This window comes from Paenibacillus sp. AD87 (assembly GCF_001659845.1).
Lineage (GTDB): Bacteria > Bacillota > Bacilli > Paenibacillales > Paenibacillaceae > Paenibacillus > Paenibacillus marchantiae.
The window spans coordinates 4,917,296-4,931,300 of record NZ_LXQN01000007.1 but is presented as its reverse complement, the minus strand read 5'-3'; the positions used below and the strand labels follow the sequence as shown (position 1 = coordinate 4,931,300).

The 14,005-nt window shown below is 47.2% G+C and carries 12 protein-coding genes; 8 read left to right on the top strand and 4 right to left on the bottom strand.

What is annotated here, in order from left to right; genetic code table 11:
* Window positions 1-90: 90 nt before the first annotated feature.
* Window positions 91-1,080, bottom strand: a complete 990-nt coding sequence (locus gpAD87_RS21725) for a quinone oxidoreductase family protein (protein ID WP_064640541.1) — start codon at window positions 1,078-1,080, stop codon at window positions 91-93.
* 137 nt (window positions 1,081-1,217) lie between these two features.
* On the opposite strand from gpAD87_RS21725, the gene gpAD87_RS21720 reads away from it, so the two are divergent.
* From gpAD87_RS21720 to gpAD87_RS21705, 4 genes are all read left to right on the top strand, one after another.
* Entirely contained in the window at window positions 1,218-2,093 is an 876-nt protein-coding gene (locus gpAD87_RS21720) for a LysR family transcriptional regulator (RefSeq protein ID WP_064640540.1), read from the top strand.
* Between the two features lie 6 nt (window positions 2,094-2,099).
* Window positions 2,100-3,200, top strand: a complete 1,101-nt coding sequence (locus tag gpAD87_RS21715; RefSeq protein ID WP_064640539.1) for a threonine aldolase family protein — start codon at window positions 2,100-2,102, stop codon at window positions 3,198-3,200.
* Between the two features lie 200 nt (window positions 3,201-3,400).
* Window positions 3,401-3,871 (top strand): SMI1/KNR4 family protein, encoded by a 471-nt coding sequence (locus gpAD87_RS21710; RefSeq protein ID WP_064640538.1) that lies wholly within the window; start codon window positions 3,401-3,403, stop codon window positions 3,869-3,871.
* A gap of 32 nt (window positions 3,872-3,903) precedes the next feature.
* Window positions 3,904-4,803 carry a LysR substrate-binding domain-containing protein gene (locus gpAD87_RS21705; protein ID WP_064640537.1) on the top strand — a complete coding sequence of 300 codons (900 nt, stop codon included), beginning with the start codon at window positions 3,904-3,906 and terminating at the stop codon, window positions 4,801-4,803.
* A 208-nt stretch (window positions 4,804-5,011) separates the two neighbouring features.
* Here gpAD87_RS21705 and gpAD87_RS21700 read toward each other — a convergent pair whose 3' ends face one another.
* Both gpAD87_RS21700 and gpAD87_RS21695 read right to left on the bottom strand, forming a co-directional pair.
* On the bottom strand, window positions 5,012-6,001 hold the full coding sequence (locus gpAD87_RS21700) for an aldo/keto reductase family protein (RefSeq protein ID WP_064640536.1): 990 nt from the start codon (window positions 5,999-6,001) through the stop codon (window positions 5,012-5,014).
* Window positions 6,002-6,141: 140 nt separating this feature from the next.
* Window positions 6,142-7,173: a PocR ligand-binding domain-containing protein gene (locus gpAD87_RS21695; protein WP_064640535.1), complete on the bottom strand. Its 1,032-nt coding sequence runs from the start codon at window positions 7,171-7,173 to the stop codon at window positions 6,142-6,144.
* A gap of 367 nt (window positions 7,174-7,540) precedes the next feature.
* Between gpAD87_RS21695 and gpAD87_RS21690 the strand changes: the two genes are divergently transcribed.
* The 4 genes from gpAD87_RS21690 (at window position 7,541) to gpAD87_RS21675 (ending at window position 13,458) form a co-directional block, all read left to right on the top strand.
* Entirely contained in the window at window positions 7,541-8,683 is a 1,143-nt protein-coding gene (locus tag gpAD87_RS21690; RefSeq protein ID WP_064640534.1) for a glycerol dehydrogenase, read from the top strand.
* On the top strand, window positions 8,684-10,453 hold the full coding sequence (gene dhaK, locus gpAD87_RS21685; protein WP_064640533.1) for a dihydroxyacetone kinase subunit DhaK: 1,770 nt from the start codon (window positions 8,684-8,686) through the stop codon (window positions 10,451-10,453).
* Between the two features lie 448 nt (window positions 10,454-10,901).
* On the top strand, window positions 10,902-12,077 hold the full coding sequence (locus tag gpAD87_RS21680) for an alanyl-tRNA editing protein (RefSeq protein WP_064640532.1): 1,176 nt from the start codon (window positions 10,902-10,904) through the stop codon (window positions 12,075-12,077).
* Window positions 12,078-12,153: 76 nt separating this feature from the next.
* Entirely contained in the window at window positions 12,154-13,458 is a 1,305-nt protein-coding gene (locus tag gpAD87_RS21675; protein WP_064640531.1) for a hypothetical protein, read from the top strand.
* Between the two features lie 203 nt (window positions 13,459-13,661).
* Here the strand turns inward: gpAD87_RS21675 and gpAD87_RS21670 are convergent, their stop codons facing one another.
* A complete protein-coding gene (locus tag gpAD87_RS21670; protein ID WP_064641114.1) occupies window positions 13,662-14,003 on the bottom strand; it encodes a DUF1801 domain-containing protein in 342 nt (113 codons plus the stop codon).
* Window positions 14,004-14,005: the final 2 nt, after the last annotated feature.

The window sequence follows — 14,005 nt, the reverse complement described above, 5'->3', positions numbered from 1 at the left end:
TCTACGTATAGCGAGACGGGTCAGATGGCTTCACCCCATTATCGTAAAATGATTTTACCTAATTAATGAAGGTCCATCTAAAACCAGATGTCACTCCACGAGTATAGCAAGATTGCCAAACTGCTCTCCCTTTTCCATACGTTCGAATGCTTTCGCTGTGTCCTGTAGCGGATATATACCATCGATTACAGGATGTATATCATGTTTCTCCACCCATTGCAGCATCTGAATAAACTCTTCACGGCTGCCCATGGAGGTGCCAATCAGGCTAACTTGCGGGAAAAAGATCGAGCGGATTGGAACAGCCAGATCATCTCCCGAGCTTGCGCCATACATCACGATACGGCCACCTGGTCTGATTATATCAAAATATTTGGGGAACATGGCTTGTCCGATGCTATCCAAGATGAAGTCAACAGGATCAAGATCATTCTGCAAACTCCAGTCTGCATGACTGTCCAGAGCTTGGAAAGCGCCCAGACGCAGGGCCTCATGTCTCTTGGCTTCACTTCTGGATGTAATGGTTACCTTGGCACCCGCAGCTATGGCCATGAGCAGGGCATAGGTCGCTACACCGCCGCCAATACCGGGAATGAGGATGTGCTCACCTTGCTTAAGTCTGCCACGAGTGAATAGGGCACGGTATGCTGTTAAAGCCGAAAGGGACAACACCCCTGCTTCCGTCCATGATAGATGAGAGGGTTTGGGTAAGGCATTTCTAGCAGGCAGCGTAATATATTTTGCAAGAGTTCCATCTGTAGGGCCCCCTACAATATCGGGCACAATGGGTACTTCAACAGCGTGCTCCCAACCAAGAGTAGGGTGGATAATGACTTCATCGCCTAAAGATAAGTCCTCTACACCTTCGCCAATCTTCACGATTACACCTGCTCCATCGGAACCAAGAATGAGTGGTGTGTCCTGGAATGTACGTCCTGCCATGATGAACAGATCACGATGATTAATTCCAGCAGATTTCAGTTGAATCTGTACTTCACCGGCTTCTGGGGCCCGAGATGTTGACTCTGTATATTGAAGACCTTCAAGGCCGCTTTGGCCGGAATGTATAATAGCTTTCATTTTCAAAATTCCTCCTTGTGTATACAAAAACTTCACTACTGAGCCTCATTGTACAGATGGGGCAGATTCACGTAAAATGAACAAAAATGAATGTCAGTATCAATTCAGATAATAGATAACAAGCAGGTGATCAGGGCATGGATGCAGGAGATTTGAAAATATTTCAGACGGTTGCCCGCGAAGGCAGTATCAGCAAAGCAGCAGTAGCGCTGAATTATGTGCAATCCAATGTAACAACACGAATTAAACAGTTGGAAGATCAGCTGCAAGTACCGCTGTTTCATCGCTCCAACCGGGGCATGTCGCTCACACCAGCGGGTGAGAATTTGCTGGGATATGCGGATAAAATATTACATTTGTTATATGAAGCGGAGCAGTCAACGCAAATCGGAAATCCGCCTGCAGGTATGCTTCGTCTTGGTGCGATTGAGACCGCAGCCTCCAGTTATCTGACGCCGCTGCTCGCTGAATACCGTTTATGTTACCCAGAGGTTCAGAATTCGTTAATTACAGGTGGTACACATGAACTCAATCAGAAGGTCATTCAACATGAGCTGCATGGAGCTTTGGTATATGGCCCGATCGACCACCCTGAGCTGAACTATATGAAAGTGTACGACGAAGAGTTGGTACTGATTGCTGAACCCGGAACCCATGAAATGCATGCTCTATTGTGCAAACCGATGTTGTTTTTTGAAGTAGGCTGTACCCATCGCGTGCAGGCAGAAGCCTTTTTGAAAGATCAGGGCATGCACACCCTCAACGTTACGGAATATGGAACACTGGACACCATTATGAATGGCGTATCTGCGGGAATAGGTGTGTCATTGCTCCCACGCTCTTCGGTTACGAAAGCCGAACGGAGAGGCGAAGTTACAGTGTTATCTTTGCCTGATCCGTATTGCAGGTTGGAAGTAGGATTCGTGCATTCACAGAGTGAGCATCTATCCGGGGCGCTGGGTGCACTGGTGCAGATGATAACAAACCAAAAAACCAGAACAATAAAGGAGTAAATAACCTTGAAGAATACAGAGTTAACATTAGCGGAAGCTTTTAATCAGGCGGAGTTTATTATAGGCGGTCACGGAAGTCGTAAAGTCAAAGTACTTCAGGAAGCGCTGGAGCAGGTGGATGGGGAACAGTATAGTGATCATTATGGCAACGGCAAAATCATTGATCAATTCCAGCAGCAGATGGCTGACGTTCTGGGTAAGGAATCAGCTGTATTTTTCCCCAGTGGTACGATGGCGCAGCAAATTGCGCTACGTATCTGGTGTGACCGCAGAGGCATCAAGCGGGTAGCTTATCATCCTTTATCTCATCTGGAAATTCATGAAGAGGACGGACTGAAGGAACTACATCACATTGAATCCATTTTGCTGGCGGATAAGGACCGATTGATTCGATTGGAAGATGTGGAGGGGATGAATGAAGAGATTTCCTGCCTGCTGCTTGAACTGCCCCAACGCGAGATTGGTGGACAATTGCCTGCCTATGAAGAGTTGGAGGCAATCTCGGCCTATTGCCGTGAACGTGGAATCAAGCTTCATCTGGACGGGGCACGTTTGTTCGAAATCACGCCTTATTATCAGAAGACTCCCGCCGAGATTTGCAGTCTGTTCGATAGTGTCTACGTGTCTTTTTACAAAGGCATTGGAGGAATTGCTGGGGCTATATTGGCAGGAGATACGGATGTTATGCAAGAATCGAAAATATGGAAGCGTCGGCACGGCGGCGATCTGATCGGCCTATATCCATATATTCTTAGTTCTCAATATTATTTCAATGAACGGTTTGGCAAAATGGGGCTTTATTATGAGCAGGCGAAGGAACTTGCTTCCTTGTTAAATGCGTGTCACGGTATACGTACATTGCCAGAAGTACCCGTCTCCAATATGTTTCACGTACATTTTCCCTTGGCTCAAGCCGAGGTGGAGCGTATTCTGGCATCCATGACTCAGCAATTCGGGTTGGGGATTACTTCATACTTGCAGCAGACCAGTGCTCATAGCTGTGCCTTTGAATTGTCAACGGGGGATCGATATCAGAATGTACCCAAGGACAAGCTGCATTCAGCGCTGCAATGGCTGGATGAAGAACTGCGGAAACATGTGAACTAAAATAAAGCTATGCTTATTCTGCCTTATCCACTTGCTGGATAGGGCATTTTTGTTGCAGGAAAAGAAAGATAGGTGACGAAAGGTACTTTAATGCAGCAATAACAGTAATAATGTAGCTTCTGGTATCATCGTGTCGTTAATAGTGAACATATTTGTGGACCCAAATTTCATTGATTTTCATTTATAGAGGAGGAGTTCAAGTGGAGTCGATAGGTTTGGAACCCATTCGTGATCTTTTGGTTGAAGCTTACAATACAACAATGGGAGAAGGGTGTACTCCTGAAACGCAACAGAGCATTGAGGATTTTGAGCAAAAGCATAACGTGAGATTGCCCGCAGTGTACCGTGAGCTCCTACTTGAATTTGGTGCATGCAACTTCGGCGATCCTGCCTTGTATTCGGTGAAAGAATTGAATTGGGCATATCCCGAGTTCCTGGAAGTATACCGTGAATATGAGAAGGAATACGAGTTGCCCACTGAGCTGCATCCATTTCCAATTGGTGGGTTTGGCGAAGGAAGCATCGCTATACTGGATCAAAATTCTGGCAAGGTTCTGATGTTAATCCACGATGCGGGAGAACTACCTCTTCGTGAGATAGCCGTGGACTTTAATGAATTAATGACGATGCTGGCTGAATCAGCCGTTTGGGTTCAGGAACAGATGAAGTAAGAGGTCAGACAGAAGGGAAGTACATCAGGCGAATGGATATTCGAAAATTACGATACTTTATCACCGTGGCGGAGGAGCTTCATTTCCACCGTGCGGCTGAGAAATTAAATATGACGCAACCGCCGCTGAGCCAGCAGATTCAGAATCTGGAAGAAGAGCTCGGCGTGAAGCTGTTGGAACGCACGAAAAAAATGGTTCGTCTCACGGCAGCCGGTGCCGTGTTTCTGGAACAGGCGAGGCTGATCATGGCCCAACTTGAGCGATCCATCCAGCTTACGCAGAAGGCTGACCAGGGGATCATTGGACATTTAACAGTCGCTTTTGTGGATTCGGCTTCGGGGAGTATTATGGTCGATGTGCTGAGAAAATTCCAAGCGGCGTATCCGCAGATTGAACTTACGTTGCGTGAGATGACCTCGTCCGAACAATTGCAGGCACTAGCAGATGGACAGATCCATATTGGATTTTTGCGGTATCAGGATCATAACGGACATTTGTCATTCCGAGTCTGTCAGACGGAAACATTAATCGCAGTGCTGCCAGACCATCACCCTTTAGCTTCACAGACTCAGGTGTCAATCACCGAGCTGGCGAACGAAGATTTTATTTTATTCCCACGGCATCTGGGCTCTCCGTTCCATCGTCTCGTTCTGGATTATTGCAGGGAGCATGGCGTAGATCCTCGTATTACACAGGAAGCCATTCAGATGTACACCATCGTGAATCTCGTTGCAGCGGGTATGGGTATATCCATCGTTCCTTCTTCAGTAGATGTGTTCGAGCGGAGAGGTGTGGTGTTTCTACCACTAGCAGAAAGTCCGCCCTCCGTACCGTTGTACACGGCATGGCGGACGGACTTGAATCAGGAAGTGATTTCCAGTTTTATGAATATTGTAGATGAATGCGTTGATGGGGAAAATAAGTTGAGCTAAAAATGATGTACACTTGCACTACGATGACAGAACAACCTTCAAATCGGAAAATCTGGAGATAAGCGTATGCTTCCGATGCAGCTTTCTTGTAGAAAGCTTGTAGCTTCGCTTTTTCAGTTTTTTTCTGCCCTCTCCGTTTTCGTGTAAACGATTAGTTCAACTTATATAGTATGTTTAAAGTAGTTGAAGGTAGTTGAAAAAAGAGCGACTAACCCGTCCGTGCAGGGTCTCTCTCAATCCACTCACCCAATATTTCATCAATGCGGGACAGGGTGTCCCGATCGAGTTGAACACCAGAGGCTTTTACATTCTCAAGGACTTGCTCAGGAAGGGATGCACCAATAATGACGGATGACACATACGGATGCTGAAGAACCCAGGCAATGGCGAGTTGAGGGAGTGTCAGCGCGATCTCTTTCGCCAATGGAACAAGCTGCTGCACAGCAATCAGAACATCGTCCCGTAACCACCGACCAGCCAGATTGTTGAAAAAGGGTGCTCCAGCCTCGGCCGCTGCACGTGATCCGGCTGGCAGCGCTTCGTGCGGAAGATATTTACCAGATAGTATGCCCTGAGCCAGGGGAGACCATGTAATGTGGCCAAGACCTGCTTGTGTACTTGCTGGCACAACTTCCTGCTCAATAACACGCCATAACATCGAATACTGTGGCTGGCTTGCAATAAAAGGCACGCGAAGCTCCTTAGCTAATGCGGAACCTTCTTTAATCTGAGCAGCAGTCCATTCGCTAACTCCAATATAGTGAACCTTGCCCTGACGAACCAGATCAGCAAACGCAAGGAATGTTTCCTCCAGCGGCGTATTTGGATCATAACGGTGAGCGTAATAGACGTCGATATAATCCGTTTGCAATCTTTGCAATGAAGCGTTGCAGGCCTCCATGATATGTTTGCGGGAAAGTCCTCTGTCGTTGCGACCTGAGCCGGTTGGATGACAGACTTTGGTGCATAGTTCAATGCTTTCTCTTCGGATCTCCTTTAGAGCATGTCCTAACACCGTTTCTGCCTTGGTGTTGGAATAGACGTCTGCCGTATCAAATGTCGTGATGCCTGCTTCCAAAGCAGCCCGGACACAGGCTTTTGCAGTTCCATCATCCACTTGTGCTCCATGTGTAATCCAGTTGCCCAGTGAAATCTCACTGACGGTTAGACCGCTGTTTCCTAATTTGCGATATTCCATTCGTGACGCCTCCCTAAGTAATCTGGACTCCATTGTAGCAATGGCAGATTAATAGGTGAAATATCTTTTAACCCCATCTTTGATACGAAAAAGATATCACTGGATCTTCTCTGGTAACAAAAACGTATAGTTAAGCTTGCTCATTGTTCCTGCATGTATTTGCGATAGAGGGCAGGCGTAATCTCCTCGAATTTTTTGAATATTTTGATAAAATAACCCGATTCATTGAATCCCAGTTCATCACTGATCTGCGACACGGGCATATCCGTAACTTCGAGCAATTGCTTTGCCCATTTAATTTTGAGCCGTGCAATATAAGTTGTGAAATTCTCACCCGTTTCCTTGGCAAACAGCCTGCTGAAATAACTTGGACTCAGGTGGCACAGATCGGCCATTTGTTTAAGTGAGACCTGCTCACTCTTGTGACTGTAAATGTATTCAAAAGCAGGTTGGAGCACCGGGCTGGAGCTCTCTGTATCACTTGCACTATTTTTAAGATAGGCATCCGCAATCGCATTGGTCATTTCTTTTTTGATCGACTCAATATTACGGATGGAGTATCCAGGCAGAATGGTGGACAGATTCAGAGACTCCTGATGACCCGAAGCTTTTTCGAACATTTCTACCAGCAAATTTTTGTTCAGTGCTTCCTCCACGATGTAGTTACAAAGTAAAGAAAGCATGTTGGAGATCTTCACAACTTCTTCATAGGTCATGACAGGCAGCTGGTCATAATCGTCCTGTAATTCCTTTAGCTTCGCAGCATGCATAGGTACGTTCTTGGACGTGACGATCTGTTCCAGTTCCGTCCCTTTCTCCGGGTCAGCGAGCTTCACTTGTCCTGCCATTACGGCACCAATATATTTCCCATCGATTGTGATTGGAATCGCGATATCCACGATATTGAAATGACACAGGTAGACATAAGGCTCGTTCAATCGAACGGCTTCCAGACCACCACGAGAATCACATTTCTGGCAGTAGGGGAGCAGTTCGGGATCTTTGCGGACATTTTGGCAAAAGGCCTGACAGCTGCTATGGCTGGTTACGGGAATGCCTTTATAATCAACGGTTAGAATAGCCAGCTTGGTCACAGTGGCAAGAGAATCTTGTAGACGCTTCCATTTATTCAGGTCGAGGATTTTATTGATGTGCAGATATTCTTTAATCATGGGTGGAACCCTCCATAGCTAACCTGATGAATGATTTCGTTCGTTAAAAGTTAGCAAGTTGTACATATTAAGATGAGTTAATGACGGGTAATGTATAGATGATGTCAAAATTAACCCATCGTATGACAATAAGATACCATGATTCCGTTGAAAAGCAAAAAATTACGATTGCAAATTATAATAATTTGTTATCAAAGTCCACTGTAAACCTCACATGCATGGTATATATTTAGGTTAATTGTGAGTATTTAAAATTTCATGTTTAAGTTCATCCAAGAATTACATCAGATAGCCTTGTTTGTTGAAGGTATGCAGGTAATTGATGCAGTAAACGAACTTATATCATCCATAGGAGGTTTATATCATTATGAGAAAAGCATTTATTAGTCCAACGAAATATGTGCAAGGCGAAGACGAATTGTTGAACCTCGGTTACTTTGTGAAATCCTTTGGTGAATCTGCATTGCTGATCGCACATCCGGATGATGTACAGCGTGTAAAAGCGAAGCTCGATGCAACGGCACAGAAATTCGATATTACATTTGTTGAAAGCGGTTTTAGAGGAGAATGTTCCCGCGAGGAAGTCGCTCGTCTTCAAGAAATTGCGAAAGAAAAAGGATGCACTTGTACGATCGGTCTTGGTGGCGGTAAAGCGATTGATGCAGCCAAATGTGTGGCAGAAGGCGAAGCGCTGATCATCTGTCCTACCATCGCAGCAACGGATGCACCAACAAGTCACTCGGCTGTGTTGTACACGCCAGAAGGTGCTTTTGATGACTACGCTTATTTCAAACAAAGCCCAAGTGTTGTTCTCGTGGACACAACAGTTATTGCAAACGCACCAACACGTTTCCTTGTATCGGGTATGGGTGACGCGTTGTCTACGTACTTCGAAGCAAGAGCTACAGCGAAGTCGTACTCTCGTGTGAACGCAAGTTTGCCGATGGGATCACGTGAAGGATACACGCCATCCGCAGTAGGTACAAATGCAGCACTTGCTCTTGCAAAACTTTGTTATGAAATGCTGCTGACTGATGGATTGAAAGCAAAAGTAGCCAGTGACAGCAACGTCGTGACTCAAGCGCTGGAAAACATCGTTGAGACAAACATTCTGTTGTCTGGTCTTGGATTTGAGAGTGGCGGTCTGGCTGCAGCACATGCGATCCACAACGGTTTGACTGTTCTGGAGGGTACACATCACTTCTTCCACGGTGAAAAAGTATCATTCGGTACGATTGCACAACTCGTCCTTGAAAATGCACCAACCGAAGAGCTGCATGAAGTCATGGACTTCTGTCTCGCAGTAGGACTGCCTGTAAGCTTGGCGGATATCGGTGTAGATACCATTAATCAGGAAGAGTTGTTGAAGGTGGCCGAGATCGCATGTATTCCGGAAGAATCCATTCATGCCATGCCATTCCCGATTACTGTTCCTGAAGTGGCTGCTGCCATTGCGGCGGCTGACCGTATGGGACGGGACTACAAAGCAGCTCGCCGGGAGGCGAAATAAATGAAGAAAATCATCAATCAGGCTGAAAATGTTGTCATGGAAATGTGCAACGGCATTGCGCTGGCGCACCCGGAGCTTGAATTTTTGAAAAAATATAAGGTCATTAAACGCAGAGAGATTAATGGGGATAAAGTCAGCCTCATCAGCGGCGGCGGTAGTGGACACGAACCTGCTCATGCGGGTTACGTCGGTAAAGGCATGCTGGATGCTGCGGTCTGTGGAGATGTATTCGCATCTCCTTCCCAGATACAGGTGTATCAAGCGATCAAGGCCACAGCCAGCAAGAAGGGTACGCTGCTAATCATTAAGAACTACAGCGGCGACATGATGAACTTCAAGAACGCGGCGCATCTTGCCGAGGAAGATGGCATTGATGTGCAATATGTACGGGTTGAGGACGACATTGCTGTTCAAGACAGTCTGTATACGGTAGGGCGCCGCGGCGTTGCCGGAACCGTACTGGTACACAAAATCGCTGGAGCTGCAGCCGAAGAAGGCCGCAGTCTGGCAGAGGTGAAATCCGTTGCTGAGAAAGCAGCCCAGAACGTTCGCAGCATCGGATTTGGATTCACTTCCTGTACCGTGCCAGCCAAAGGAACACCGACATTTGAAATCGCTGAAGATGAGATGGAATTCGGTGTGGGAATTCATGGTGAACCAGGCATTCGCCGCGAGAAATTAGTATCTGCGGATGAGCTTGCAGGACGCATGGTTGAAGCACTGCTTGCAGAAATGAAGCTGGACAACGATGCATCCGCTGAGATTGCTGTGCTTGTCAATGGCTTTGGTGCGACTCCTTTACAGGAGCTTTATCTGCTCAACAACTCGGTTCAGCGTGAGCTGGCACAGCGTTCAGGACTGGGTGTATCCACTACGTTTGTTGGCAATTACATGACGAGTATCGATATGGCAGGCGCATCGGTAACTATCCTGAAACTGGACGATGAACTGAAAACATTGTTGTTTAAGGAAAGTGATACACCTGCTTTCAAAGTGTCTGGTCCTCCAGTAGCGCAAGTGGCATATTCGGAAGCGTTGGAAGCTGTCGTGACTGAAGATGCGTCTGTATCCTATCAAGTGGAAACACCTGCAACGTCTGCGGTGATCAACAACAATCAATTCTCCCTGGATAATATCGTCTACCTGATCGATAAGATGAGTGAAGTCATTATCAAGAACGAAGTGCCGTTCTGTGAACTGGATTCCCATGCGGGTGACGGCGACTTTGGTATGAGCGTAGCGAAGGGTTTCAGACAGCTCAAACGCGAATGGAACCATATCGTGAACGAAGAGAAAAAGAATATCGGTTCATTCCTCGATGCCTGCTCTCTTGTCATTATGGAATACTGCGGTGGTGCATCCGGCCCAATCTGGGGTTCGGCATTCCGGGCAGCAGGCAAAGCCGTTGGTGACAAGCAGCATTTGAACGTTGCAGAGTTCGCTGATATGATGCAGGCAGCAGTGCAGGGGATTCAGTCTACAGGTGAACGCTCTTTTGGACGTGGAGCCGTAGTGGGCGACAAAACTTTGATTGATGCACTTGTTCCTTGTGCAGATGCCTGGACGCAAAGTTCGAAGTCTGGAGATGACTTCAAAACGGCGTTTGCCAAAGGTGCCGAAGCGGCAGTAGAAGGTGCGAAGAAAACAGAAGACATCGTGGCACGTATGGGCCGCGCGGGTGCTGTTGGCGATCGCAGTCTGGGCTACCCAGATGCTGGCGCATATGCGCTGGGTGTTATTTTCACAGAGCTATCCGAGTCAATGAAATAATATGGAGTGTAACGAGATTAAACTTGGCCACTCCGATTGCAGACCATACTTGATTTAGACACTCAGGAACTACACAGACAGAAAACCTTTCGATCTCTCTTACCCCCGGATTTCAATGATTTTTCCCTGAAGGGAGAAATCCGGTGATAAAGGAGCACGCTCCGCTTCTTCAGGTCCTTTCTGTCTGTTTCGCTCTTGTGTCTATACCAAATTAATATGACTGCATCTCGTTTTGGTGTAATCATAGGTACAATCCATATCCAACGTTCCATTAAACGTGGATAGTGGATATTAAGTTAGGAGACCGCTCTGTAGCTTGGCTTGCAGAGCGGTCTTTTTGATATGGAAAACGGAGATGTGAGGCGGAAAATTTGGCTTGGCGGTTCCAGATAGTGTAATCTGGAGAGTATGGATAGCCATTTGAACGAGAAGGGATCGGGATGATTCGATGACGCAAAAAATCTATTATGACTCCGCGTACACACGGGAGTGGCATACACAAATTACAGGCAGAGTGGACAAAGAAGATGGTATATATGTCACGCTGGCGGAGACGGCTCTTTATCCGCATGGGGGTGGACAGCCTTGTGATCTGGGGCAAATCGGCGGCATTGATGTGTTGGATGTGATTAGTGAAGATGGTGAGGTGCTGCACAAACTGGAGCGTGCGACGGAGCAGAATGACGTGGATTGCCATATCGACTGGCAGCGCAGATTCGATCATATGCAGCAGCATAGCGGGCAGCATTTGCTGTCGGCTATTACGCTGAAGCTGGCAGATGCGATGACGCTCAGCTTTCATCTGGGCTCAGACTACATCACGATCGATGTGGCAGCCGAACTGGGAGCGAATCAACTGGCTGCAATTGAAATGGAAGTTAATCAGCAGATATACCGGAATGCCAGAATCAGCAGTTCATGGGTCACTGCGGAAGAGGCGGCACGTCTGCCGCTGGTGAAGCAGCCTTCCGTAACCGAAGATATTCGCATCGTGGAGATCGAGGGCGTGGAATATAACGCTTGTGGTGGAACACATGTGTCAGCCACAGGAGAGATCGGAATTATTAAACTGTTGAAAACCGAGAAAGTGAAGGGCGGCACCCGGATTTATTTTAAATGCGGATACCGAGCACTGAATGAGTTCAACGCCGCGCAAAGCGTGCTGAGCGGAATTACAGCTAAATTGAAGACGAGCCGGGAAGAGCTGGCGGATCGGATCGACAAAATGGAAGCAGAACAAAAGCAGCTGCAAGCAGAGCTGAACGCTGTGAAATCTTCCAATGACGCTTATTATGCACAAGAGCTTTTATCTGCACGGGAAGGGCTTGTCATTGCCCAAATCTTTGAAGACAAATCGCTCAAGGATATGCAGAGTCTAGCGATCAAGCTGACATTAGAACATGAGGGACTTGTACTCTTTGCGAGCATCTCGGAGGCCAAAGTTGTATTGGCGCAGAACGGGCAGCCGCCGGAGTGGGCTTGTGGACCTTTCTTCAAGGGCAATCTCGGAGCCTACCAGGGCAAAGGTGGCGGCAGCGAAAAAATGGCTCAGGCGGGTTTTGCCAGCAGCGAAGATGCGCTCGCATTTTATGAATTTACGAAGGACCAACTGGGACATCACTAATCTACCATCCCACTGATCGACATGATGGAGCTTGTAGAACGTGAAGAAGGATCAAAAGCATAGGGGGTACCCATAGATGACAGAACGCATTCCATGCATACGAGAGGGGGGCCCAAATACGATTTTGCCAGCAACGGCTGCCAGAACAGGTGGGTACTGCATGCCTTGCAAGCAAGAGATGGAGCGCGAGGCACATCAGAGATACATTGAAGCCAATCGGCGCGACGTGGACTTGTATGAGGGAATCATGGACCCTGTGGAGATTTTGAAAATCATGCATACACGTCAGGATCATGATCCACTAATCTGTTATGTGGCATACGAGCATTCCAAAGAACAGGTGTATCTGTCCTTGTCTACGGAGCAGCAAGCCCTCATGATCGATTATGCGATGCAACTGATTCGTACGGGGGATGACGATACAGGTAAAGATATTTTGGTGTATCTGGTCTGTTACCATGATACGTCGTTGTCTGCACAGATTCCTGAGCTGTTGGAGCACGAAATCTATTATCCTGTCATTTTGTATAAGAGCGCCTCGGCTGAAGTACGTGATCAACTGTTGCAGCGGGTGAACACCGATGATGAGAATCGGAATAATCTGTTGCTCATGATCGCCTATATTGGAGATGAAGTGGTTGTACGTCAGTTCCAGCAATGGAGGCAGTCTCCGCCTCGCTGGGCAGATCAGCTGCATGTCGCACCAGAGCACTATACTACCGAAGCCGGTTGGGAGTTAACGAATGAAGGCCAGCGCAGGGATTTATTTATCATTCCAAGTTATTCACTCTATAAAGTAAAAGAGAATGAAGGGGCTGACGACACATCTATTGGCAATTCGATCTCCATGCTGTTGACCAGTACCGATAACTGTGAGTGGTGTGGCGGTCCGTTAACGACCTTAATTGATCTGGATGTACAGCATCCAGCACTGCAGGATGTTGCATGGAATAGTGAGCGGCTTCAAGTGCAGACTTGCGTTATATGCAGTTGTTATGGCGTCGTTTATATGGAGATGGATTCAGTAGGTGAACCGTGCTGGAGTGCGCATAATGTGATGCCGATGGGAGCGGATGATCTTGACCCGGACGACTATGTTCAGCTTGCACCGGATGCAGGCCGGCAGTTTCGGATTGCGACTGCACCACGTCATGCGTTCCATGCCAGTGAGTGGGCGATGGAGCCTTCTACATCCCAGATTGGGGGCCATCCCGGATGGGTTCAGGACGCGGATTATCCGAACTGTCCATGCTGCTCTTCTAGGATGAGGGCCGTTGGACAATTGGACTGGAGCGAGGTTGAGGAATACGGGGATGGCATGTATTACATGTTCATTTGCGAGCCGTGTCAGATGACCGCGGTATCTTATCAACAATCCTGACTGTGATCTCTAATGATCTGTTATTGCATAGAGCGACTTAGTTGTATTGACAGCTGCATACCCAAAAGGGGCTATCCCATATGTATTAACATTCTAGGAAGCCCCCTCGTATGATTAGGTCAACCAGATATGCTGGTTGGCCTTTTTAATAGTTGCTATAGTCGGTTGAAAGAAACTGAGACACCTTATATCTCAATTCCAGCTTAAAGTTCTGCGGATGCTTGTGTCAGAAGTGCAGCCAGCCACTCATAGTCAGGCGTATCTTTTTCCTTGATTTTAATTGTTTTACGTTCCGCTGGGCCTTCAAATATCCCATCTGGCAGCTCAAGTCCGGTTGCATTGAAGATCGTGAAGGATACTGCCGGCTTGGAAGGGGAGATGACCGCTGCATATTTACCGTTTTTCAGGAAATGCGGTTTCTTATATTGCACACGTTCCTCTACTTCAGGGATGGATTCATGTACCAACTCCCGCAGTTTACTTGCAACCTCGGCTTGCCAGGGAACCGGGATCTGTTCGATAAATTCAGTGACTTCCGCATTCATAT

Bases quoted from the DNA above. Each gene is read 5' to 3' on its own strand.
- dhaK (WP_064640533.1), top strand. From the start codon at position 8,684: ATGAAGAAAATCATCAATCAGGCTGAAAATGTTGTCATGGAAATGTGC.
- gpAD87_RS21700 (WP_064640536.1), bottom strand. From the start codon at position 6,001: ATGGAATATCGCAAATTAGGAAACAGCGGTCTAACCGTCAGTGAGATT.
- gpAD87_RS21725 (WP_064640541.1), bottom strand. From the start codon at position 1,080: ATGAAAGCTATTATACATTCCGGCCAAAGCGGCCTTGAAGGTCTTCAA.
- gpAD87_RS21670 (WP_064641114.1), bottom strand. From the start codon at position 14,003: ATGAATGCGGAAGTCACTGAATTTATCGAACAGATCCCGGTTCCCTGG.
- gpAD87_RS21720 (WP_064640540.1), top strand. From the start codon at position 1,218: ATGGATGCAGGAGATTTGAAAATATTTCAGACGGTTGCCCGCGAAGGC.
- gpAD87_RS21680 (WP_064640532.1), top strand. From the start codon at position 10,902: ATGACGCAAAAAATCTATTATGACTCCGCGTACACACGGGAGTGGCAT.
- gpAD87_RS21690 (WP_064640534.1), top strand. From the start codon at position 7,541: ATGAGAAAAGCATTTATTAGTCCAACGAAATATGTGCAAGGCGAAGAC.
- gpAD87_RS21705 (WP_064640537.1), top strand. From the start codon at position 3,904: ATGGATATTCGAAAATTACGATACTTTATCACCGTGGCGGAGGAGCTT.
- gpAD87_RS21695 (WP_064640535.1), bottom strand. From the start codon at position 7,173: ATGATTAAAGAATATCTGCACATCAATAAAATCCTCGACCTGAATAAA.
- gpAD87_RS21675 (WP_064640531.1), top strand. From the start codon at position 12,154: ATGACAGAACGCATTCCATGCATACGAGAGGGGGGCCCAAATACGATT.